The sequence below is a fragment of the Kordiimonas sp. genome (assembly GCF_048264555.1).
GTDB lineage: Bacteria > Pseudomonadota > Alphaproteobacteria > Sphingomonadales > Kordiimonadaceae > Kordiimonas.
Map to the genome: position 1 here is coordinate 603,395 of NZ_JBLXCX010000002.1, position 21,321 is coordinate 624,715.

Annotated in this window: 19 protein-coding genes and 2 tRNA genes; 12 read left to right on the forward strand and 9 right to left on the reverse strand. The window is 53.1% G+C overall.

Annotated features, from left to right (window positions below; genetic code table 11):
* Positions 1–6: 6 nt before the first annotated feature.
* The 6 genes from clpX to ACN0XZ_RS07935 all read right to left on the reverse strand — a co-directional run bounded on the left by clpX (position 7) and on the right by ACN0XZ_RS07935 (position 5,847).
* Entirely contained in the window at positions 7–1,266 is a 1,260-nt protein-coding gene (gene clpX / locus ACN0XZ_RS07910) for an ATP-dependent Clp protease ATP-binding subunit ClpX (protein ID WP_417457192.1), read from the reverse strand.
* 114 nt (positions 1,267–1,380) lie between these two features.
* A complete protein-coding gene (clpP, locus tag ACN0XZ_RS07915; protein WP_417457193.1) occupies positions 1,381–2,004 on the reverse strand; it encodes an ATP-dependent Clp endopeptidase proteolytic subunit ClpP in 624 nt (207 codons plus the stop codon).
* A 202-nt stretch (positions 2,005–2,206) separates the two neighbouring features.
* Positions 2,207–3,787 carry a trigger factor gene (gene tig, locus ACN0XZ_RS07920; protein WP_417457194.1) on the reverse strand — a complete coding sequence of 527 codons (1,581 nt, stop codon included), beginning with the start codon at positions 3,785–3,787 and terminating at the stop codon, positions 2,207–2,209.
* A 51-nt stretch (positions 3,788–3,838) separates the two neighbouring features.
* Positions 3,839–3,923: transfer RNA gene (locus ACN0XZ_RS07925), tRNA-Leu, on the reverse strand.
* A 193-nt stretch (positions 3,924–4,116) separates the two neighbouring features.
* Entirely contained in the window at positions 4,117–5,613 is a 1,497-nt protein-coding gene (locus tag ACN0XZ_RS07930) for an NAD(P)H-hydrate dehydratase (protein ID WP_417457195.1), read from the reverse strand.
* A gap of 157 nt (positions 5,614–5,770) precedes the next feature.
* A tRNA-His gene (locus ACN0XZ_RS07935) sits at positions 5,771–5,847 on the reverse strand.
* A gap of 263 nt (positions 5,848–6,110) precedes the next feature.
* Here ACN0XZ_RS07935 and ACN0XZ_RS07940 point away from each other — a divergent pair.
* From ACN0XZ_RS07940 to ACN0XZ_RS07950, 3 genes are all read left to right on the forward strand, one after another.
* A complete protein-coding gene (locus tag ACN0XZ_RS07940; protein ID WP_417457196.1) occupies positions 6,111–6,449 on the forward strand; it encodes a P-II family nitrogen regulator in 339 nt (112 codons plus the stop codon).
* Positions 6,450–6,552: 103 nt separating this feature from the next.
* On the forward strand, positions 6,553–7,977 hold the full coding sequence (gene glnA / locus ACN0XZ_RS07945) for a type I glutamate--ammonia ligase (protein ID WP_417457197.1): 1,425 nt from the start codon (positions 6,553–6,555) through the stop codon (positions 7,975–7,977).
* Between the two features lie 184 nt (positions 7,978–8,161).
* Positions 8,162–8,695 (forward strand): hypothetical protein, encoded by a 534-nt coding sequence (locus ACN0XZ_RS07950; protein WP_417457198.1) that lies wholly within the window; start codon positions 8,162–8,164, stop codon positions 8,693–8,695.
* A gap of 71 nt (positions 8,696–8,766) precedes the next feature.
* On the opposite strand, the gene ACN0XZ_RS07955 is transcribed toward ACN0XZ_RS07950, so the two are convergent.
* A complete protein-coding gene (locus tag ACN0XZ_RS07955) occupies positions 8,767–9,030 on the reverse strand; it encodes a hypothetical protein (protein ID WP_417457199.1) in 264 nt (87 codons plus the stop codon).
* Positions 9,031–9,240: 210 nt separating this feature from the next.
* On the opposite strand from ACN0XZ_RS07955, the gene parE reads away from it, so the two are divergent.
* Positions 9,241–11,217 (forward strand): DNA topoisomerase IV subunit B, encoded by a 1,977-nt coding sequence (gene parE, locus ACN0XZ_RS07960; protein WP_417457200.1) that lies wholly within the window; start codon positions 9,241–9,243, stop codon positions 11,215–11,217.
* Here the strand turns inward: parE and ACN0XZ_RS07965 are convergent.
* Positions 11,214–11,912 (reverse strand): alpha/beta fold hydrolase, encoded by a 699-nt coding sequence (locus tag ACN0XZ_RS07965; RefSeq protein ID WP_417457202.1) that lies wholly within the window; start codon positions 11,910–11,912, stop codon positions 11,214–11,216. The two genes, parE and ACN0XZ_RS07965, sit on opposite strands and share 4 nt — an antisense overlap.
* A gap of 82 nt (positions 11,913–11,994) precedes the next feature.
* Here ACN0XZ_RS07965 and ACN0XZ_RS07970 point away from each other — a divergent pair, with 82 nt between their 5' ends.
* The 8 genes from ACN0XZ_RS07970 to ACN0XZ_RS08005 all read left to right on the forward strand — a co-directional run bounded on the left by ACN0XZ_RS07970 (position 11,995) and on the right by ACN0XZ_RS08005 (position 20,302).
* Positions 11,995–13,254: a DEAD/DEAH box helicase gene (locus ACN0XZ_RS07970; protein ID WP_417457203.1), complete on the forward strand. Its 1,260-nt coding sequence runs from the start codon at positions 11,995–11,997 to the stop codon at positions 13,252–13,254.
* A 91-nt stretch (positions 13,255–13,345) separates the two neighbouring features.
* Positions 13,346–14,134 carry an enoyl-CoA hydratase-related protein gene (locus ACN0XZ_RS07975; protein ID WP_417457204.1) on the forward strand — a complete coding sequence of 263 codons (789 nt, stop codon included), beginning with the start codon at positions 13,346–13,348 and terminating at the stop codon, positions 14,132–14,134.
* Between the two features lie 120 nt (positions 14,135–14,254).
* The gene (locus ACN0XZ_RS07980; RefSeq protein ID WP_417457205.1) at positions 14,255–15,040 is read left to right on the forward strand and encodes an MlaE family ABC transporter permease; all 786 of its coding nucleotides are present in this window, start codon (positions 14,255–14,257) and stop codon (positions 15,038–15,040) included.
* Positions 15,037–15,813: an ABC transporter ATP-binding protein gene (locus ACN0XZ_RS07985; RefSeq protein WP_417457206.1), complete on the forward strand. Its 777-nt coding sequence runs from the start codon at positions 15,037–15,039 to the stop codon at positions 15,811–15,813. The genes ACN0XZ_RS07980 and ACN0XZ_RS07985 overlap by 4 nt, the downstream gene beginning before the upstream one ends.
* Positions 15,813–17,183 (forward strand): DNA repair protein RadA, encoded by a 1,371-nt coding sequence (radA, locus tag ACN0XZ_RS07990; RefSeq protein ID WP_417457207.1) that lies wholly within the window; start codon positions 15,813–15,815, stop codon positions 17,181–17,183. The genes ACN0XZ_RS07985 and radA overlap by 1 nt, the downstream gene beginning before the upstream one ends.
* Before the next feature lie 89 nt (positions 17,184–17,272).
* Positions 17,273–17,950 (forward strand): CvpA family protein, encoded by a 678-nt coding sequence (locus tag ACN0XZ_RS07995; RefSeq protein ID WP_417457208.1) that lies wholly within the window; start codon positions 17,273–17,275, stop codon positions 17,948–17,950.
* Positions 17,951–18,079: 129 nt separating this feature from the next.
* The gene (gene purF, locus ACN0XZ_RS08000; RefSeq protein WP_417457209.1) at positions 18,080–19,561 is read left to right on the forward strand and encodes an amidophosphoribosyltransferase; all 1,482 of its coding nucleotides are present in this window, start codon (positions 18,080–18,082) and stop codon (positions 19,559–19,561) included.
* 3 nt (positions 19,562–19,564) lie between these two features.
* Positions 19,565–20,302 (forward strand): SDR family NAD(P)-dependent oxidoreductase, encoded by a 738-nt coding sequence (locus ACN0XZ_RS08005; RefSeq protein WP_417457210.1) that lies wholly within the window; start codon positions 19,565–19,567, stop codon positions 20,300–20,302.
* 22 nt (positions 20,303–20,324) lie between these two features.
* Here ACN0XZ_RS08005 and meaB read toward each other — a convergent pair whose 3' ends face one another.
* Positions 20,325–21,317 carry a methylmalonyl Co-A mutase-associated GTPase MeaB gene (gene meaB / locus ACN0XZ_RS08010; RefSeq protein ID WP_417457211.1) on the reverse strand — a complete coding sequence of 331 codons (993 nt, stop codon included), beginning with the start codon at positions 21,315–21,317 and terminating at the stop codon, positions 20,325–20,327.
* Positions 21,318–21,321: the final 4 nt, after the last annotated feature.

The window sequence follows — 21,321 nt, forward strand, 5'->3', positions numbered from 1 at the left end:
GTCTCTTTAAGCTGGCTGACCAGCCTCATCACGGCGGTCTGCATAGATCTGGAGAGGAGTCGCCTTACCGTCGACAACCTCACCATTGACCACAATCTCTTCCACACCCTCAAGGGATGGCAGATCAAACATGGTATCCAGCAGTGTATCTTCCATAATAGAGCGAAGCCCCCGGGCGCCAGTTTTGCGCTCAATCGCTTTCTTGGCGACAGCAAACAGCGCATCTTCAGAGAAAGTGAGTTTCACATCTTCCATGTCAAAGAGGCACTGATACTGTTTAAGAAGTGCGTTTTTCGGCTCTGAAAGAATTTGCACAAGTGCGTCTTCGTCCAGATCCTCAAGCGTTGCAATCACCGGCAGACGGCCAACAAATTCGGGGATCAGACCAAACTTAAGCAGATCCTCCGGCTCGGTCTCCTTAAAGAGTTCACCAGCGCTGCGTTCGTCCGGACTGGCGACCGAAGCACCGAAGCCGATTGATTTGCCCTGAAGACGATTGGCAATCACTTTATCGAGTCCCGCAAACGCGCCACCACAGATAAAGAGGATATTGGTCGTATCGACCTGCAGGAATTCCTGTTGCGGATGTTTGCGTCCACCTTGAGGCGGTACACTCGCAACTGTGCCTTCCATAATCTTCAGAAGTGCCTGCTGCACACCCTCGCCCGACACGTCACGCGTGATGGATGGGTTGTCAGACTTGCGGCTGATCTTGTCGACCTCATCAATATAGACGATACCGCGCTGCGCCCGCTCAACATTGTAGTCGGCAGCCTGCAGAAGTTTAAGAATGATATTCTCAACGTCTTCACCAACATAGCCCGCTTCGGTCAGCGTCGTTGCGTCAGCCATGGTGAACGGAACGTCGAGAATGCGTGCAAGTGTTTGGGCCAGAAGGGTTTTACCGCACCCGGTTGGTCCCACGAGCAGAATGTTTGACTTCGCGAGTTCAACATCCTGGCTTGTTGTGCTTGCATGATTGAGGCGCTTGTAGTGGTTGTGAACAGCCACAGACAGCACGCGTTTCGCGTTGCGCTGGCCGATAACATAGTCATCCAGCACGCCCAAAATTTCCAAAGGTGACGGAACACCATCAGTGCCTTTAGCGAGAGCACTCTTGCTCTCTTCTTTGATGATGTCATTGCACAGCTCTACGCACTCATCGCAGATAAAGACCGTTGGTCCCGCGATAAGCTTCCTGACCTCATGCTGGCTTTTGCCGCAGAAGGAACAATAGAGCGTGTTTTTCGAATCACTATTACTCAAATCTGTCACCGCTTACTTTCATCGCTTCTTTTTATCGTAGACTGGTTAAAAAGATGCTTACAACAAAAAATCTCACAATTTGTACGCCAGCATAGTCGCGGCGGACCAACGAGATTATTCGCCAATCTCCTCGCGTGAGGTATAGACGTGGTCAATGAGGCCAAATTTCTGGGCTTCTTCCGCGTTCATGAAGTTATCCCGGTCCATTGCTTTTTCAATCGCCGCAAGTTTCTGGCCCGTGTGTTTGACATAGATATTGTTCAGCCGTTCACGTAGTTTCAGAATTTCACGTGCCTGAATTTCGATATCAGCCGCCTGCCCGCGCGCACCACCGGATGGTTGGTGGATCATGATACGGGCGTTCGGAAGTGCATAGCGCATGCCTGGCTCACCAGATGCTAGGAGAAGCGACCCCATGGATGACGCCTGACCAATGCAGATAGTAGCCACTTTCGGGCGGATATACTGCATGGTGTCATACATAGCCAAACCTGAGGTAACGATGCCGCCCGGTGAGTTAATGTAGAAGGAGATATCCTTCTTCGGGTTGTCTGCCTCCAAAAACAGGAGCTGTGCCACCACAAGGCTCGCAATATGATCGTCAACCTGACCGGTAAGGAAGATGATGCGCTCTTTCAGCAGCCGCGAATAAATATCGTAGGACCGCTCACCCCGGTTGGTCTGTTCCACCACCATAGGGACAAGGGCACTTTTAATAGGCTCAAGGATATCGCTCATCGGGCACTCCAATTCATACCGGCCAATATGCTTAAATACTGTGGCCAAACGTTCTTGTGGCAAGCTGTAGCAAACAGACATTACGCCCGGCAAGGAAATAACCCCTTGCGGGCACAAATAGATAGGTACGGGTCGAGACAATTAAAGGGTGGAACAAAAAAAGGGGCCCGAAGACCCCTTTTCAAGCCGGAAAACCGGTGAATTATTTTTTCGCAGCAGCTTTTTTCGCAGGTGCCTTCTTAGCAGTCGGTTTCTTAGCGGCAGCTTTCTTTGGCTCTGCTTTCTCAGCAGCAGCTTTTTTAGGTGCCGCTTTTGTAGCCGCTGGCTTTTTCTCAGCAGCTTCTTTTTTGGGAGCAGCTTTCTTTGCTGCTGGCTTTTTAGCGGCGGCCTTCTTTTTCGGCGCAGCTTTTTTGCCCTTGGTTGGGTTCGCGTCTTCTTCGTCAATGGCGCGAACTGCAGCTTCAAGCTCGTCTCGGCTAACAGACTTGTCTGTCAGTTCAGCCATCTCGATCACAAAGTCCACAACCTTCTCTTCGAAGATTGGGGCGCGGAGCTGGGCACGAGCTTCTTCATTCTTCTGGTAGAACTCAAAAACCTGAGCTTCTTGACCAGGGAAGCGGCGTGCTTCTTCGATAACACGACGGTTCACTTCTTCCTGGGTTACCTGCACGTTATTTTTAACGCCCAGTTCGGAGAGAAGCAGGCCAAGGCGCACACGACGTTCTGCTATTGAACGGAACTCAGCAGCTTCCTCAGCATCCGCAGGCTCGTCCTGACCTTCAAAATCTTCAGCTTTTGCTTCACCGGTCTGGATAGCGTCGCGTTTGATTTGGTCCCAAATCTGGCGGTACTCAAGATCAACCATGCCCTGCGGCACGTCAAAATCATACTCGTCTGCAAGCGCATCGAGCAGACCACGTTTCATGTGAGCACGCGTGAGAGAGTTGTTGTCGTTCGCCAACTGGCCTTTTACTGATTCTTTCAAACCAGCGAGGTCTTCAAAACCGAGGTTTTTAGCGAGCTCGTCGTCAACTTTCGCTTCGGAAGGCTTGCGCACTTCTTTCACTGTCACTTTGAACTCGGCATCTTTACCTTTGAGGTCTTCAGAGTGGTATTCAGCAGGGAAAGTTACTTTCACAACTTTCTCGTCACCGGCTTTAACGCCAGTAAGTTGCTCTTCAAAACCAGGGATGAAGGTGCCTGAACCCAGCTCAAGCTGGTAGTCTTCGCCCTTGCCGCCTTCGAACTCAACGCCGTCCACGCTACCGACAAAGTCGATCAGGATCGCATCGCCTTCACCGGCTTTGGTGGTTTTAGCCGCCTTTTTGAACGATTTCTGCTGGCCAGCGATACGCTCGATAAAGGCGTCAACGTCCTTGTCGTCAACTTCAGCAACCCAGCGCTCAAGCGCAGGTGCTTTGAAACCCTCCACGTCTACCTGTGGCAGGATTTCAACCTTCACAGTGAACTCAAGGTCTTTACCGTCTTCATACTCGGAAGCCATGTCCACCTCAGGACGCATTGCCGGGCGGATTTCTTTTTCCTCGAAAAGCTTGGCAGATGATTCCTGCAGTGCTTCGTTCAGCACTTGGCCTTTCGCGCGGTCGCCATGCATGCGCTTCAAGAGCGACAGAGGCGCCTTACCAGGGCGGAAACCCTTAATTCTTGCATTAGCGCGAAACTCGGTCAGCACATTATCAAGACGGGCATCCAGCTCAGAGGCCTCGACAACAATTTTATATTCGCGTTTCAGGCCGTCATTCAGCAGTTCTTCGATCTGCATGGGTCTTCCAACTCTCTTTAATTCTGTTTTTCCGGTCAAACTACCCGGGGGTGGTGCGGGCGAAGGGACTTGAACCCCCACGTCCGAAGACACCAGAACCTAAATCTGGCGCGTCTACCAATTTCGCCACGCCCGCACTCCGAACCCCGAGGTTACCCCGCCCGAAAGCGGTCACCACCGGATTTATTACACGTGGATTGGAGGGGCTTATAACAGGCGCGCCGCTGAGTACAAGTATTTTTGTAACAGCTGCCAGCAAAATCCGTATCCAGCGATACCGAGGGAACACATTTTGCTCATTTTGAGCCCCAGAGAGAGGCCACTGAGCTTTAGGGTAGTACTTTGGGCAACTGGGTAAGGAGGTCTGAGGCGATAAGCCCCCTGCCCGCTCGCATCGCGGCCTCGCCCTGAAGCCAGACGCCCGCACACGCAGCTTCAAATCCAGGCATTCCTTGCGCCATAAGGCCAGCGATTGCACCTGAGAGAATATCGCCTGTACCACCGACAGACAACCACGCGGGCGCGTTTGTGGTAACGGCTGCTCTGCCATCAGGCGCCGCAATGACAGTCGACACACCCTTAAGGACGATAAAACAACCGCTCTCAGAGGCAGCCTGACGCGCCGCCGCAACTCTATCCCCTACCAAGGAGATCTCGGGGAACAAACGGCCAAATTCACCATCGTGCGGTGTCATGATGACGTCCGCATCACCACCCGCACCTCTAAGGTCATTCATTTTACCCACTAGGCTCGTCAAGGCATCCGCATCTAGCACCAGACTTTTGCCGCTTGCAGCGACGTCTTGCACCAGATCGGCGGTCTTCTCCCCCACCCCGGCTCCTGGTCCCATGAGCACTGTGTTCATACGGGCGTCACTTGCGATCCCCATAAATCCCACCGGTCCTTCAAACCGGCGGACCATTACATCCGTCAGCGCAGATGCCTGAATTGCGTAACTTTCTGTGGGCGAGGCGAGCGTCACAAGGCCTGCGCCGACACGCAGGCCCGCCAATGCGGCGAGGCGTGAAGCGCCCAAGGTGGGTTCCTTCCCTCCCAGAACGAGAAGGTGCCCACGATGATATTTATGTGTGGCGGGGCCTGCGTGCGGGAATGCCACACCCCAAAGGGACGGTATGTTCTCGAAAGCACTCACAGAAAGTGCAGAAATACAGGCTTCCGGGATGCCGATGTCCGCAATATAAATGTGTTCCTGCCCGCCACACAAGAACCGGCCTGGCGCCACAGTTTGCCCCACTTTTTTCTTGAAGAAAGTAACGGTCGCATCTGCCTGCACGCAAGGACCAAGCGGCTGGCCCGTGTTAGCGCAAAGGCCACTTGGTATATCAACCGCAATTTTGAGGGCCCGGCTTTTATTGATGGCATCAATAACTTCCGCCAGTTCGCTTTCGATTGCGCGGCTCAGCCCCGTACCAAACAAGGCGTCGATAATCGCGCTGGCTTTCTTGAATTTAGCTGTATTGATAGTGGCTTGGCCACCCGCCCATTGGCCCGCCATCTCGCGCGCATCACCCTTTAGCGCGTCGGTATGGCAACTGGTCATCAAGGAAACCGAATAGCCCTGCGCGCCTAAGTAGCGCGCAGCCACATAACCGTCTCCGCCATTGTTGCCCGGGCCACACAGAATTACGACATCCCCATCAACTTCAGACGGAGGGCCAAGATATTCTGCTGTAATCTCTGCGACGGCTTTGCCTGCAACTTCCATCAGCGAAAGGCTGCTCACACCATGATCGAGAGCCCACGCGTCTGCAGCGCGAGCCTGCTCTGCTGTTAGCAATATATGTGCGTTGCCGGAATCCGACACTGAAGCCCCCTCCCCCTGAAGCCCAGACCTAATTGATAGAATCAAAAAGGACTCGAACAAGAATCAGCAGCAGTGTAGCAAATGCCACGTCTTCGCAAAGCGTGTTCTTCAAAAAACTGAATTATCGGGATTTGGTTGGGAGGTTTTCGTTTCAGAGTGGGGCGAGTGACCGGATTTGAACCGGCGACATCCAGTACCACAAACTGGCGCTCTAACCAACTGAGCTACACCCGCCATCTCTGAACGTGGCGCCTGTTTATGCGCATCGAACCGTTCTCGTCAAGTCGGAAAGTTTAGAGAATTAATTTCCGCCTGCATTTTCCCTGCACACTTGTGGTCACCAACCATGCATCTGCACAAAAATTGTGCATCAAGTCGCACAAAGAACAGTCAGCTATGCTGTCCAAATATTCAGAATCCGCTGTTTCCTGCGCCTACCTCTCGTTGGCACGAACCCTGCTTTATCACAGACATAACGATAACAATGGTACCAGGAAATGAAGAAGATCGAAGCAATTATAAAGCCCTTCAAGCTGGATGAGGTGAAGGAAGCCCTTCACGACATCGGCATTTCAGGGATCACGGTTACCGAAGCCAAGGGTTTTGGTCGCCAGAAGGGCCACACCGAGCTGTATCGCGGCGCGGAATATGTGGTTGATTTTGTTCCCAAGGTAAAAGTGGAGGTTGTTGTGGCTGCGGATGAGGCAGAGCGGGCTGTTGAAGCCATAAAAAATGCTGCGCACACCGGTCGCATCGGCGATGGCAAGATTTTTGTCAGCCAGGTTGAAGAAGCAATCCGCATCCGGACAGGCGAAACTGGCAGGGATGCAATCTAAACCGGCCAGTGCCTGAGGCACTAGCCAACATAACCTGTGGAAGTTGCGGGCGCCCAATCTCCCGCGAGCCATCAAGGTCGTTTTAAAATAGGGAAAAATGGAAATGTCCAAATATACGAATTTGAGTGTCGAAGAGTTTCTTGCGCTGGTGAAAGAAACCAACGCTGAATGGATCGACCTCCGCTTCACCGACCCAAAAGGCAAGTGGCAGCACCTCACCATGGCTTCCGACGTTGTTGACGAGGATATGCTCTCTGAAGGCTTCATGTTCGATGGCTCCTCCATCGCTGGTTGGAAAGCTATCAACGAATCCGACATGATCCTGAAGGCTGACCTCAACTCGGTAACACTCGATCCCTTCACTGCCGATGTTACGCTGATTGTTTTCTGTGACATTCTCGAGCCAGCAACCGGCCAGCCCTATGATCGCGACCCACGCTCAACCGCGAAAAAAGCTGAAGAGTATGTGAAGTTCTCTGGTGTAGGTGACACTGCTTTCTTCGGGCCAGAGCCTGAGTTTTTTGTCTTTGACGATGTTAAGTTCAAATCCGGCTACCGCGGCGCCATGTATGAGATCGACGATGTCGAAGGCCCATACAACACTGATAAAGCGTTCGAAGGCGGCAACTATGGTCACCGTCCCGCAGTTAAAGGTGGTTACTTCCCTGTTGCGCCAGTTGACAGCTGTGTAGACCTGCGCGGCGAGATGGTAAAAGTAGCGAAAGAAATGGGCCTCAAGATGGACAAGCACCACCACGAAGTGGCTGCTTCCCAGCACGAACTTGGCATGATGTTCTCAACGCTCACACAGACCGCGGACAACGTACAGATATACAAATACGCTGTGCATCAGGTTGCCCACACGTATGGCAAAACGGCGACCTTCATGCCAAAGCCTGTTGCACAAGACAACGGCTCAGGCATGCACTGTCACCAGTCCATCTGGAAAGACGGCAAGCCCCTCTTCGCAGGCTCAGGCTACGCTGATCTCTCAGAAACCGCCCTCTACTACATCGGCGGTATCATCAAGCACGCCAAAGCGATCAACGCTTTCACGAACCCAAGTACCAATAGCTACAAGCGTCTGGTGCCAGGTTTTGAAGCACCTGTGTTGCTTGCATATTCCTCACGCAACCGTTCCGCTTCCTGCCGTATCCCTTATGGTACAAGCCCGAAAGCCAAGCGTGTTGAAGTTCGCTTCCCTGACGCGACCGCAAACCCATACCTCGGTTTTGCAGCAATGCTGATGGCTGGCCTTGACGGTATCGAGAACAAAATTCACCCAGGCGACGCAATGGACAAAGACCTTTACGCGCTGCCAGCGGAAGAACTGCTCGGCGTTCCAACAGTTGCAAGCTCACTACGTGAGGCACTGGAAGCGCTCAACAACGACCGCGACTTCCTCAAGAAAGGCGATGTGTTCACTGATGATCAGATCAGTGCATACATTGAGCTGAAGATGGAAGAAGTGAACAGGCTGGACCTGGCGCCGCACCCTGTTGAGTTCGAGATGTACTACAGCGCATAAGTGCGACAAATAAACAACAAAAGAGGAAGCGCACACCGCTTCCTCTTTTTTTTGTGCAGAATATATATAGTTTCCTCGGCGTTTACGATTTAACAACCCGTCAACTATACAGTCATTCATATGAGTGAATTTCGTAAGCACGACCCATGGTACCGCAAAACCTTCAGGACGGGATTGCACTGTAATGCAGATTGAGTATACCGCTGAACAGGCAGCCATCCAGCCACGCCTAGCCAGCGCCAACATTAACCCAGACACCTTCCTCGCGACGGATTATCTAAATCATTTCAACGAGATCGTAATGCTCCTTGAGATGGTACCTGATATGCCCGAGCTTGCAGAGGATGCTGCAGAATGGGCGCCGAAAAGCTACAATCAGCATTTCATGGATAGTGGGTTTCAAGCGAAAGAACTCGCAGTGCAGGCCTATAACCTTGCACCGATGGAGATACGCTCGGTCTTTGAGAGAATCTGCGCGGAACTCGATCAGCTTATTCAATCCACCCTTGCGGGTATGGCGGCGGTGAACGTGGCGGAGCGGGGTTTTACGCCAAAAGCCCAGGAGCTGATCCGTATGCGTGTCGAGGCTATTCAGGCGCTCCTGATGAAACTCAATCAGGTTATCCACGGTAAGCTTGAAGATGCTGTTGAATTGGTTGAGGAACCAACGGAAGAAAGCGCGCAAACTCAGGAAGATATCGACAAACTGTTCGATTAAGCCTGCCTACCTTTACTATGAACACAATTTGGAAGCAACGGCCATACCGAAGGCAGAAAACCGCCAGGAGTTTAAATGGCCGGACGATAATCCTCGCCTTCTTCAATAACGGCAAGAGAGACAGTTTTCTTGAGGTCAGGCCGTCCTTCACGCGCCAAGCTTACCAAGGGGTACGTGCTAGCACCAATGCTGCTAATCCGCTCAACAACCCAGACAGAAGTAAGGTGGTGGCGATCAGAATAACGTGCACCAACAACCACCCCGGGGGCAGCGTTAGCCCTGCCTTCGCCCCTGAAAAGGCGCTTCAGCAATCCAAGTGAGCTACCGTTCTGCATCTGTCATCTCCAATGAGTTGCCGAGACATCCAAGGCTACAAACAACCCCTTAAGGAAGTTTTAAATCACCCGTGAATTCTATGTGAATTTTCTGAGAACACACACTATATTTTCTTTCGCAAGCCGCAGAAACCCCTATATATTGTTACGCTTGACGACGGGGCGCCCTTGGTTTACCCCCTCAATATAACGCGTTTACCGGGGTGGGTTATGAGCGATCTGTTCGAAGTTACACAAACAAAATCAGACTATTCAGCCAAAGATATCGAGGTCCTTGAAGGACTTGAGCCAGTCCGGCAACGGCCCGGTATGTATATTGGTGGCACTGACGAACGTGCTCTTCACCATCTGGTTGCTGAGATTCTTGATAACTCGATGGACGAGGCCGTTGCGGGGCACGCGAGTCGCATTATTGTATCCATGCACGAAGATGGCTCGGTATCCGTATCAGACAATGGCCGTGGTATCCCCATTGATCCTCACCCCAAGTATCCGGGGAAGTCAGCCCTCGAAGTAATTATGACCACCCTGCACTCTGGCGGCAAGTTCAGCTCTGACGCCTATGCAACATCTGGGGGATTGCACGGTGTGGGTATTTCCGTCGTGAATGCTCTAAGCGAGTGGATGACGGTCGAGGTTGCCCGAGACAAACAACTTTGGCGCCAAAGTTATGCTCGAGGGAAGACCACAAGCGGGCTTGAAGACATGGGTGCGGTCAACAACCGGCGCGGCACACAAGTGAGCTTTCTGCCAGACCATGAAATCTTTGGGGTAAAGGCGAAACTTAAACCCGCACGCCTATACCGTATGGCGCGCTCCAAAGCGTATCTGTTCCGTGGTGTTGAAATTCGTTTCCGCTGCGCACCGAGCCTAATTGCAGAGGATGATGACACCCCAGCAGAAGCAACCCTGCACTTCCCCGGCGGCTTAGCAGACTTTCTCGCGGATACGGTCAAAAAACGCACATGTGTTACCGAAGCACCCTTCAGCGGGTTCGTTAAGTTCCCGGATGATGCCGGGCGTGTTGAATGGGCGATCCACTGGCCAGAGTTTGGCGACGGCTTTTCCAATAGTTACTGTAACACCATCCCCACGCCACAGGGCGGCACCCATGAAAATGGCATGCGCAGTGCCCTCGTACGTGGGTTGAAAGCGTATGCTGAGCTTACCGGCAACAAAAAGGCAGCACAACTGACGGGCGACGACATTCATGGGTCGTCCTGCACTATGCTGTCGGTTTTCATTCGTGACCCTCAGTTCCAGGGGCAAACCAAGGATAAGCTTTCCACGCTCGACGCCTTCAGGCTCACTGAAAACGCCGTGCGAGACGCCTTCGACCATTGGCTGGCGGACCATCCGGACCGTGCCAACAGCTTGCTAACCTGGGCACTTGAACGGCTTGAAGATCGACTGCGCCGCAAACAGGAACGAGAGATCAAGCGCGCGACTGCTGTTGGCAAACGCAAACTGCGCCTACCCGGCAAACTGACAGATTGTTCAAGCGCCTCACCGGAAGGTACCGAGATTTATATCGTGGAGGGTGATTCTGCTGGTGGCTCGGCGAAACAAGCGCGGGACCGCAAAACACAGGCGGTTCTGCCCATTCGCGGGAAAATTCTCAATGTTGCGTCAGCTACCCGCGACAAGATCGCTGCAAACCAGGAAATTCGCGACCTAATACAAGCCCTTGGTTGCGGGACCCGCGACGGATATGACGGTGCCTCGCTCCGTTATGAAAAAGTCATCATCATGACCGATGCTGACGTGGACGGCGCACATATCGCCACCCTCCTTATGACCTTCTTCTTTCAGGAGATGCCACAGCTCGTTAAAGACGGGAAACTCTATCTAGCGATGCCACCTCTTTACCGCATCGCTAAGGGCGGCAAGGTGATTTATGCGCGCGACGATGCCCACAAAGACGAGTTAATGGCTACAGAGTTCGCTGGCAAAGGCAAGGTTGAGATCAGCCGATTTAAAGGTCTTGGCGAAATGCCTCCGGCTCAGCTAAAGGAAACCACGATGGCCCACAAGAACCGGACACTCCTCAGGGTAACCCTGCCCGCTGAGTATGGTGACAGAGCTGTCGTGAACCAGTTGGTTGATGATCTGATGGGCAAGAAACCGGAAAAACGCTTCGAATTTATCCGCGATAACGCCCCGGCGGTCGATGAACTCGATATCTAGGCACTGAACAGGGTTGTCAGCGCTGAATTCAGAATCTCTGGTGCCTCAAGGGGTACCAGATGGCCGCACTTCGGCACTTCCATGTACCTGCAATTCGGTAGTCGCTTTGCCATCGTTTGTTGGTGAGCAGTGTCTGCCAAGCCATCCTCCCGCCCAACCATCACAAGCGACGGCACTTTGATACTGCTAAGATCATCCTCATATGACTTTCTATCCATGATCGCTCGCTGCTGCGCGACTAAAGTATCCGCCCCTAAATCTCGTGCCATCTCCCTCATCAGAGGCGCATGCTCAGCCCGATTTGAAAAGCTCAGAGCACTCTCAACATAACCGTCCACAAAAGATGAAAACTTCCCGCGCTCCGCCAGCCTGATGGCCTGCTCCCGCTTGGTGCGCACCCCCGCATCATCAGCATGTGAATTGGTTCCAATAAGCGCCAGATGGCTTACCCTACCAGGTGCACGAGCCGCGATCTCAAGGGCTAGGTATCCACCCATTGAGTTGCCCACTAATGCGCAACGTTCAGGCATACTGTGGATCGCGCGTTCTGCCATGGCTCTCAAATTATTGTCAGACAAGGTATCCGCCACTGATACTTCAACACTGTCAGCGAAGTGGTTGATCATGCTTTTATATAGCCGACTGTCACATAAAAGTGCCGGTAGGAAGAGAATTGCATCTGTCTTAAAAGCCATGAAACCGCATCCCGCATTGACATTGCGCCCTGTGCACCTATGCTGCGCCCGAATTTGTAGCTTATAAATTGGCAGGATGCGAATGGGTTTCGACCTTTTAGGACTAAGTGAACCGACAATGAAAGCCGTGAACGAGGCTGGCTATACAGAGCCAACCCCCATTCAGGCGCAAGCAATTCCGCAGGTTTTGATGGGGCGGGACGTACTTGGCATCGCCCAAACCGGCACCGGCAAAACAGCTTCCTTCACCCTGCCCCTTATTGATATTCTCTCGGAAGGCCGGGCCCGTGCGCGCATGCCGCGTTGCCTTATTCTTGAGCCGACGCGCGAGCTCGCAGCTCAGGTTTCTGAAAGCTTCGAGAAATATGGCAAAGAGCACAAGCTTACCATGGCTCTTCTCATTGGTGGTGTGAACTTCGCCGACCAAGAGAAGCTGCTTGATCGCGGTGTTGACGTTCTGATCGCAACGCCTGGGCGGCTGCTTGATCACTTTGAGCGCGGTAAACTGCTGCTCACCGGCATTGACATCCTTGTTGTTGATGAAGCTGACCGCATGCTCGACATGGGTTTCATCCCTGATGTAGAGAAAATCTGCGAGCGCATCACAAAGAACCACCAGACCCTGTTTTTCTCAGCAACGATGCCGCCACCAATTGAACGCCTCACCAAGCAGTTTCTTGATGACCCGCGGGTTATTGAAGTGGCAAAGCCATCCTCCGCCGCGCAAACCATTGAACAGAAAGTAGTGTTCGTCGGCCCTCGCGAAAAACGCGTCGCACTTCGTAAGCTCCTGAAGGAAGAGCCCGTCAAAAACGGCATCATCTTCTGCAACCGCAAGGTCGATGTGAAAGAGGTATACAATTCTCTTGCACGGCACGGCTTTAACGTGGGGCAGTTGCACGGTGATATGGACCAAAGCGAACGGCTTGAGGTTCTACGCCAGTTCAAGGCGAACGAACTTCAACTTCTTTGCGCATCTGATGTGGCAGCACGTGGCCTCGATATCGCAGATGTAAGCCATGTGTTTAACTTCGACGTACCAAGCCACGCGGAAGATTATGTTCACCGTATCGGGCGTACAGGTCGCGCAGGCCGCAAAGGTAAAGCCTTTACAATTGCGACAAACGGCAAAAACGATACGAAGTTTCTTGATGCCATTGAAAAGATGCTTGGCAACAAGCTACCCCGGCAGGAAAAGATTGACCTAACGCCTCCCAAACCGAAGGTCGCAGCCGACGATATGCCGAAAAAACCATTTGTAGGCATGGGCCCTCATATGCCCGCTTTTCTTGCGCGTCCGGTTGACTTGGGCCGCAACAAAAGTGACGAGCCCACGGCATAATCTCGCCCTGCAGCAAGTATAGTCATCACCTTGCCCTCGCGCCCTTCGGCTCTAGTTCATCTTGAACCAGACATTATGCGGGAGGAACAAGGTGTCGGATTTTGAAACGCTCATTCTTGATATCGAAGATGGTCTCGCCATTGTTCGGCTTAACCGGCCAGAGCGGCTCAATGCACTGAGTATCCAGTTAAAACAAGATTTGCTCGCCGCCATTCGCCACATCGCTAAACCCGGCAGCGGTGTAAGAGCTTTGTTGATTACGGGAGAAGGCCGCGCCTTTTGCTCGGGCGCTGATCTAGCCGAAGGTGGCATGAGCGCTGACCGCGACATGGGCGCGAACCTGATCGAAACCTACCACCCTATCCTTCTTGAACTCGCCGCTCTCGATATGCCGGTGATCTCAGCGGTGAACGGTGTCGCGGCCGGCGCTGGCATGAGCATAGCCATATCTGCCGATATCGTCCTTGCAGCCCGCTCAGCCTATTTCCTACAGGCGTTCGTCAACATCGGCCTCGTGCCAGATGCAGGCAGCACATATATTCTGCCACGACTAGTGGGTAACGCCCGCGCACGGGCAATGATGATGCTGGGCGAACGTCTTCCCGCAGAAAAAGCGCTCGAATGGGGCCTCGTCTATGATGTAGTCGATGATGACAAGCTGGTGGAAACAGCACTTGCTCTCGGCAAACGCCTCGCGAGTGGCCCAACGATGGCGCTATCCGGCATTCGTAAACTACTGTCGGAAAGCGATAACAACAGCTACAGCGAACAACTGACGGCTGAAGCTATAGCGCAGCGCAAAGCTGGCCGCTCGGAGGACTGTATTGAGGGCGTTATGGCCTTTATTGAAAAACGTGAGGCACGCTTTAAAGGCCGCTGAGAAGGTGTTTTTACCCGTTTCCCATTGCCCGTCGCCAAATCGCCACTTTTCATTTCTATTCGGGGGCGTTACATAGAATGAAGACCAACGAGAACATAACGGCAACAAAGGCATCCATTTGTGCGGAACCCCCTTGCATTAGTCGGACAGGTTTTCCTATCCGCTCTGGCTGAGATCGGCAAACTATCCCGTTTTGCCGCAACGGCAATCTACAGCCTCGCGATGCCCCCCATTTACTGGCGGCATATTCTCAAGCAAATGTGGCTCATCGGTTATAACAGCCTGCCAGTTGTGGGTCTTACAGCGCTGTTTACAGGTGCCGCCCTCGCTCAACAGATCTATGTTGGTGGAAGCCGGTTTAATGCCGCCTCTGTTGTCCCGGGAGTTGTGGTTATCGCCATCGTGCGTGAGCTCGGGCCTGTACTTGGTGGCCTGATGGTTGCTGGTCGCGTTTCAAGCGCCATGGCGGCTGAACTTGGCACCATGCGGGTAACTGAGCAGATCGACGCTCTGGTCACACTCTCAACCGACCCGTTCAAATATTTGATCGCGCCGCGCCTTGTGGCTGCGGTTATCACACTCCCGCTATTGGTGATTATTGCAAACATCATTGGCGTACTCGGGGGGTACCTGATCGGGACAGAGCGGCTTGGCCTCAACGCGGCGACCTATTTGCAGGTGACCGCTGACTTCCTCGAGCAAACAGACGTGATCTCGTCGCTCGTCAAAGCTGCCGTGTTTGGATTTTTTATCGCCTTGATGGGTAGTTACCATGGCTATCACAGCCGTGGTGGCGCTCAGGGCGTCGGCAAAGCAACCACAAATGCTGTGGTATCCGCCTTCATTACAATACTGCTCGCGAATCTTATCATCACCGTAATTGTCTTTGGAGGGCGCGTAGCATGAATGGCTCCCCAATGATCAGGCTTGAAGATGTGCACAAGGGATTTGGCACAAAACAAGTCCTGAAAGGCATCGACCTTAACGTCGCAAAAGGTCAATCCGTCGTCATAATCGGCGGTTCTGGCACAGGCAAATCAGTCATGCTCAAATGCATTCTCGGCCTTCTCGAGCCGGATGCAGGGACTATTCATGTTGATGACCGTGATGTGACCCACCTAAAAGGGCGCGCACGCAAAGAAGTTTTGACCAAATTTGGCATGCTCTTCCAAGGCGCCGCGCTATTCGACAGTTTGCCCGTGTGGGAAAATGTGGCTTTTGGCCTCATTCAGGGTAAGGGCATGAACAAGCATGATGCCCGCGAGATCGCGACGGAAAAACTGCGTCGGGTTGGTCTGTCACCTGATGTAGGCCTGTTGTCCCCGGCTGAATTGTCTGGCGGCATGCAGAAACGTGTCGGCCTTGCCCGCGCCATTGCAAGCGAGCCGGAGATCATCTTTTTCGACGAGCCAACGACGGGTCTCGACCCCATCATGGCCGATGTTATTAACGATCTGATCGTAGAATGTGTACAAGACCTTGGTGCAACAACACTTTCTATCACTCATGATATGGCCAGCGCGCGGAAAATAGCAGACCGCATTGCCATGCTGTACCACGGCAAGATTATATGGGAAGGCGCAAAAGGCGACGTTGACCACTCAGGCAACGCACATGTGGATCAATTCATCAATGGGCGCGCCCAAGGGCCGATTGAGATGGAAATATTGAAGCTCTGATGGCGAAGAAACTCACATCATATACCTGCACAGCCTGCGGCGCTTCCTACGTCCGCTGGCAGGGTAAATGTGACGAATGCGGCGGCTGGAATACTCTTTCAGAAGAAAAAGCTGCGGTCTCTGGTGCCCCTAAAGGCCTCTCCGGCAAGAAAGGCAGCCGCGTTTCCTTTGTCTCCCTCGATACGCCGCTTGATGAGGCGCCTCGCCTCATGACCGGAATTGCGGAGTTTGACCGTGCGCTCGGTGGCGGCCTTGTACCCGGAAGTGCAATCCTGATTGGCGGTGACCCCGGCATCGGCAAGTCAACAATCCTTCTGCAAGCCATGGGCAAAATGGCCATCAAAGGCGAAGACTGTGTTTATATCTCGGGCGAGGAAGCGACCGCCCAAATTCAGATGCGCGCCAACCGCCTGGGCCTCAAAGGCGCCCCGCTCAAGCTTGGCTGCGAGACAAGCCTTCGGGATATTCTCACCACGCTTGACGAAGGCAAGCCACCTCGCGTGGTGGTTATTGATAGTATACAGACACTATTCGCAGACCACGTCGAATCTGCGCCTGGTACTGTTAGTCAGGTCCGCGTTTGCGCACATGAGCTAATCAGCTTCGCCAAACGCAAAGGCACCGTCGTCCTGCTTGTTGGGCATGTTACTAAAGACGGGCAGATCGCAGGCCCCCGTGTTTTAGAACACATGGTAGACACCGTACTCTATTTCGAAGGAGATCGCGGCCACCAGTTCCGTATTTTGCGGGCTGTAAAAAATCGTTTTGGCGGCACCGATGAAATTGGCGTGTTCGAGATGACCGGGGCTGGCTTAAATGAGGTTACCAACCCCTCAGCCCTCTTCCTTGCAGACCATAATGCGCGGGAGCCTGGCTCCGCTGTTTTTGCTGGCATTGAGGGCTCTCGCCCCGTCCTTGTTGAGATACAGGCACTTGTGGCGCGCTCAAGCGCAGCAAACCCCCGCCGCGCCGTAGTTGGTTGGGATGGCGGTCGTCTCGCAATGGTCCTGGCGGTATTAGACGCCCGCGCGGGCCTTGGGCTTGCCGGATGTGACGTATACCTCAATGTTGCAGGTGGCCTCAAAATCACTGAGCCTGCAGCTGACCTTGCTGTTGCAGCAGCCTTAATATCAAGCCTTTCCCAAACCCCGGTGCCCGACGAAACCGTTGTGTTTGGTGAAATTAGCTTGTCAGGGGATGTGCGTAACGTTTCCCAAACGGAAGCACGATTGAAAGAATCCGCCAAGCTAGGGTTTTCCGGCGCGCTAACCCCAAAAGTGAAGAAGAACCCGGTTAAAACGATCAAGCAACAAACGATCGCTCGTGTGGGAGACCTCGTCGCGCAGTTTTTCCCACATGGCTTACCTTAAGTCCCTATAGCCTGCGCCATGCTGTTTGCCTTACAATTGGCGAAAAGAAGTCCCATATGGGTATTCAAAATATCTAAGGAGTGAAAAGAGTGGACCTGTCGAGCAATACATTGACCGCCTTTGATGCTGCAGTGCTGATCATCGTGGGCCTGTCGACATTGTTTGCTTTTGGCCGAGGCTTTGCGACCGTTGCCCTGTCTTTTGGTGCATGGGCGGGTGCCTTACTCGCGACCGTTTTTGGCTTTGAACTCGCTAAATCTTATGGCCGGGACATCATCAGCCCGCCTGAACTCGCTGATCTGATAACCCTTGCTGTTATATTTTTTGTCACTCTCTTTGTGCTCAAGCAGATCGCTGAGTTTATTGGCGGTATGGTAAAGGATAGCCCCGTCGGCCTTCTGGACCGCTCACTCGGTGCGCTATTCGGCCTGCTACGTGGCGTGGTGATCGTTTCGGTAATCTATCTGGGTTTCGATAAGCTTTTCCCCTCCTCCAGCCAGCCTGAATGGATAAAGGAAGCGCGCCTAAAGCCGCTCGTTGCTTGGTCCGCAGGTATGATTGAAGGCTTCGCGTCAGAAGCCATGGGCAAAGACCCAACCGGCGTGGGCAGTGATTATCTGCAAAAAGCTGCTGATTCCGTTCCCAGCCAGTTCATCAATGAGAAACTGGAAGAACAGGCCGCAAAATATATTGAGGAACAGCGCGATCAACTTGACGATCTCGTTGGCGAACTGGCGAAGGAAAAAAAGAAAAATGACGGAAACTGACACCGCCCAAGAGTGTCTTTTTACCGCAATATTTCTGTAATTCTGAATTATCCCTAGGCAGCGAGGCCATCAGACGATATACGGGGCGGGCAACACCACCTTCGCGCCCCGTTTATGCAGGAATGACGAATGACAACAGAGCATCCGGATTTCACCACCAATCCATTTGATGACGACAAATTACGTGAAGAGTGCGGCGTTTTTGGCATCTTCGGCACACCAGACGCTACCGCACACTGTACGCTCGGGCTACACGCCCTGCAGCACCGCGGCCAAGAAGCCGCAGGTATCACAGCATTTGATGGAGAGAACTTCTCAACGAAACGCGTTCTCGGTCATGTAGCCGATAACTTCACCAGTAAGGAAGTGATCGAGAGTTTGCCCGGTCATGCCGCCATCGGCCATACGCGCTATTCGACAACCGGCGATACGGTGCTCCGGAACTGTCAGCCCCTTTTTGCGGAGTTTTCTTCTGGCGGTTTTGCTGTTGCCCACAACGGCAACTTGACAAATGCTTCGCATCTTCGCAAATCTCTGGTGCAGCGCGGTTCAATCTTCCAGTCCACATCAGATTCAGAGGTGATCATTCACCTGATTGCCATGAGCCGCTATCGTACGCTGATGGATCGTTTTATTGATGCCCTTCGCCAGATCGAGGGCGCCTACTCGCTCGTTTCCCTTACTAAAGAAGGCCTCGTGGGTGTACGCGACCCCATGGGTGTTCGTCCGCTTGTGCTCGGCAAACTTGATGATGCTTATATCATGTGCTCGGAAACCTGCGCTCTGGATATTATTGGCGCTGAATATGTCCGGGACATCGAACCTGGCGAGCTTGTGATCATTACAAGCGAAGGCATCAAGAGCCACAAACCATTCCCTGAGGAAAAGCCCCGTCCCTGCATTTTTGAGCATGTTTATTTTGCTCGTCCTGACAGCTACATGGACAGCATGAATGTTTATGAGGTGCGCAAACGTATCGGTGCCGAACTCGCGCGCGAGAATGCGATTGATGCAGACCTCGTGATCCCCGTGCCCGATAGCGGCACGCCTGCAGCGATTGGATACGCGCAGGAAAGCGGCATACCGTTTGAGCTTGGCATTATCCGCAACCACTATGTTGGCCGTACCTTCATTGAGCCGAGTGACCAGATCCGCCACTTCGGTGTAAAACTTAAGCACAATGCAAACCGCTGGCACATCCAGGGCAAACGCATCGTTCTTGTGGACGACAGTATTGTGCGCGGCACGACCTCGATGAAGATCGTAAACATGATGCGCGAAGCTGGTGCTACGGAAGTGCATATGCGCATCGCCTCCCCACCAACGGCCCACAGTTGTTTCTATGGGGTTGATACGCCTGAGCGGAAAAAACTACTGGCGGCCCGTATGGATATTGACGCCATGCGTGAACATATCGGTGCAGATTCACTTGCATTCTTGTCCATTGACGGCCTTTACCGTGCGGTGAATCAGCCGAATGGGCGGGACAATAAATGCCCTGCGTACTGCGATGCGTGTTTCACGGGTGATTATCCGACCGTTCTGACCGACCAGTCAGAAGCAGAAAAAGACGAAAACCAACTCGACCTTATCGCGTCAACAGGGGCCTGATCCATGAGTAAAATTCTTGAAGGGCGCCGGGCGCTGGTAACCGGCGCATCCCGCGGTATTGGCAAAGCAGTAGCTCTCGCGCTTGCAGACGCCGGGGCAGATATTATTGCCGTTGCCCGCGCGCGCAGCCAAGGTGCCCTTGAAGAACTTGACGATGCCATCAAAGCTAAAGGCCAGACCTGTACGCTTGTTCCCATGGACCTACGGGACGGTGACGCCATAGATCGGCTTGGCGGCGCCATCTATGAACGTTGGGGCAAGTTGGATATCCTCGTCGGCAATGCGGCTGTACTGGGCCCTATCTCCCCGCTTGGGCATATAACGGTTAAAGATTGGGTTGAGTTGATGGACATCAACATTACAGCCAATTGGCGGTTGATCCGGTCTATGGACCCACTCCTTAAGCAGTCCGATGCTGGGCGCGCCATCTTTGTTACCTCTGGCGCCGCTGGTAAGCACAAGCCACACTGGGGCGGATATGCCGTTACTAAATCAGCACTTGAAGAACTTGCACTAACCTACTCTGCTGAAAGTAAAATATCGGGCATTAAAGTTAACATGATTGACCCCGGTCCCATTGCCACGCACATGCGTGCTCGTGCTGTACCGGGCGAAGATGCAAGCAAGCTGCCTGTCCCAGCAGATATTGCACCGCTCTTCGTAGAGCTCGCATCTCCTGCATGCGAAAAGTCTGGTGAACGGATCAGTTTTTATGATTGGGCCGGCCTAGAACGTAGCTAGGGCCCTAGCCCCTCGCAGGGCACTACTCGGATTGATAACCACTTAGCAATTTTTCAACAGCGGCAGATACCGTAACCTCGCCTTCGCGTACAGCTTCTGTCAGGCTAATCAGATTAGCCTTGACGGCTGCGTTTCCATAAAAGTCAGATAGAAGCCTGTCTTTGATTTGGGCGTCAAGCCAGGTCAGCCGCTGCTCGCGGCGCCGGGCCTCACGTTCGCCACTCTCAGCCATGATACGCCGATGCTTCTCAATACGGTCCCACAGCTCGGGTACACCGTCGCCTTTTAGACCTGAGCACGTAACTACCGGCGGGTGCCAGCTAGGGCTCGCGTCGGTGAGGATATGCAGGGCTGATTTATACTCACGCACCGCCTGCCTAAGCTTTTCAGCAAATATATCGGCCTTATTGATGGCGACCATATCGGCTAGCTCGAGAATGCCTTTTTTTATGCCTTGAAGCTCATCCCCTGCGCCAGGGAGCATCAGAACCAGAAAGAAATCTACCATATCAGCCACCATGGTTTCTGACTGCCCCGTGCCTACGGTTTCAACTAGCACAGTGTCAAAACCTGCAGCCTCTAGCACCACCATGGTCTCGCGGGTAGCGCGCGCCACCCCGCCAAGCACTCCCGCACTAGGGCTTGGCCGAATAAACGCGCTTTCAGAAGCCGAAAGCTGTTCCATCCTCGTTTTGTCACCAAGGATTGAGCCGCCAGTTCGCCCACTGGATGGATCAACAGCCAACACAGCAACCTTATGGCCCCTAGAGACAAGCCACATGCCAAGGTTTTCAATGAATGTAGACTTCCCCACCCCAGGGACCCCCGATATGCCCACACGCTGTGCTTTCCCGGCGTAGGGTAACAATTTATGTAAAAGCCTTTGCGCTTTTTCCTGATGTTCCGGGTTGCGGCTTTCAATCAGGGTAATGGCACGCCCAATGATCGCGCGGTCACCCATGCGTACCCCATCAAATAACTCATCAATCGTTGGCTGCCTGACAGTTCCCGCCACAAAG

Bases quoted from the DNA above. Each gene is read 5' to 3' on its own strand.
- clpP (WP_417457193.1), bottom strand. From the start codon at position 2,004: ATGAGCGATATCCTTGAGCCTATTAAAAGTGCCCTTGTCCCTATGGTG.
- tig (WP_417457194.1), bottom strand. From the start codon at position 3,787: ATGCAGATCGAAGAACTGCTGAATGACGGCCTGAAACGCGAATATAAA.
- ACN0XZ_RS07940 (WP_417457196.1), top strand. From the start codon at position 6,111: ATGAAGAAGATCGAAGCAATTATAAAGCCCTTCAAGCTGGATGAGGTG.
- glnA (WP_417457197.1), top strand. From the start codon at position 6,553: ATGTCCAAATATACGAATTTGAGTGTCGAAGAGTTTCTTGCGCTGGTG.
- ACN0XZ_RS07950 (WP_417457198.1), top strand. From the start codon at position 8,162: ATGCAGATTGAGTATACCGCTGAACAGGCAGCCATCCAGCCACGCCTA.
- ACN0XZ_RS07955 (WP_417457199.1), bottom strand. From the start codon at position 9,030: ATGCAGAACGGTAGCTCACTTGGATTGCTGAAGCGCCTTTTCAGGGGC.
- parE (WP_417457200.1), top strand. From the start codon at position 9,241: ATGAGCGATCTGTTCGAAGTTACACAAACAAAATCAGACTATTCAGCC.
- ACN0XZ_RS07965 (WP_417457202.1), bottom strand. From the start codon at position 11,912: ATGGCTTTTAAGACAGATGCAATTCTCTTCCTACCGGCACTTTTATGT.
- ACN0XZ_RS07970 (WP_417457203.1), top strand. From the start codon at position 11,995: ATGGGTTTCGACCTTTTAGGACTAAGTGAACCGACAATGAAAGCCGTG.
- ACN0XZ_RS07985 (WP_417457206.1), top strand. From the start codon at position 15,037: ATGAATGGCTCCCCAATGATCAGGCTTGAAGATGTGCACAAGGGATTT.
- radA (WP_417457207.1), top strand. From the start codon at position 15,813: ATGGCGAAGAAACTCACATCATATACCTGCACAGCCTGCGGCGCTTCC.
- purF (WP_417457209.1), top strand. From the start codon at position 18,080: ATGACAACAGAGCATCCGGATTTCACCACCAATCCATTTGATGACGAC.
- ACN0XZ_RS08005 (WP_417457210.1), top strand. From the start codon at position 19,565: ATGAGTAAAATTCTTGAAGGGCGCCGGGCGCTGGTAACCGGCGCATCC.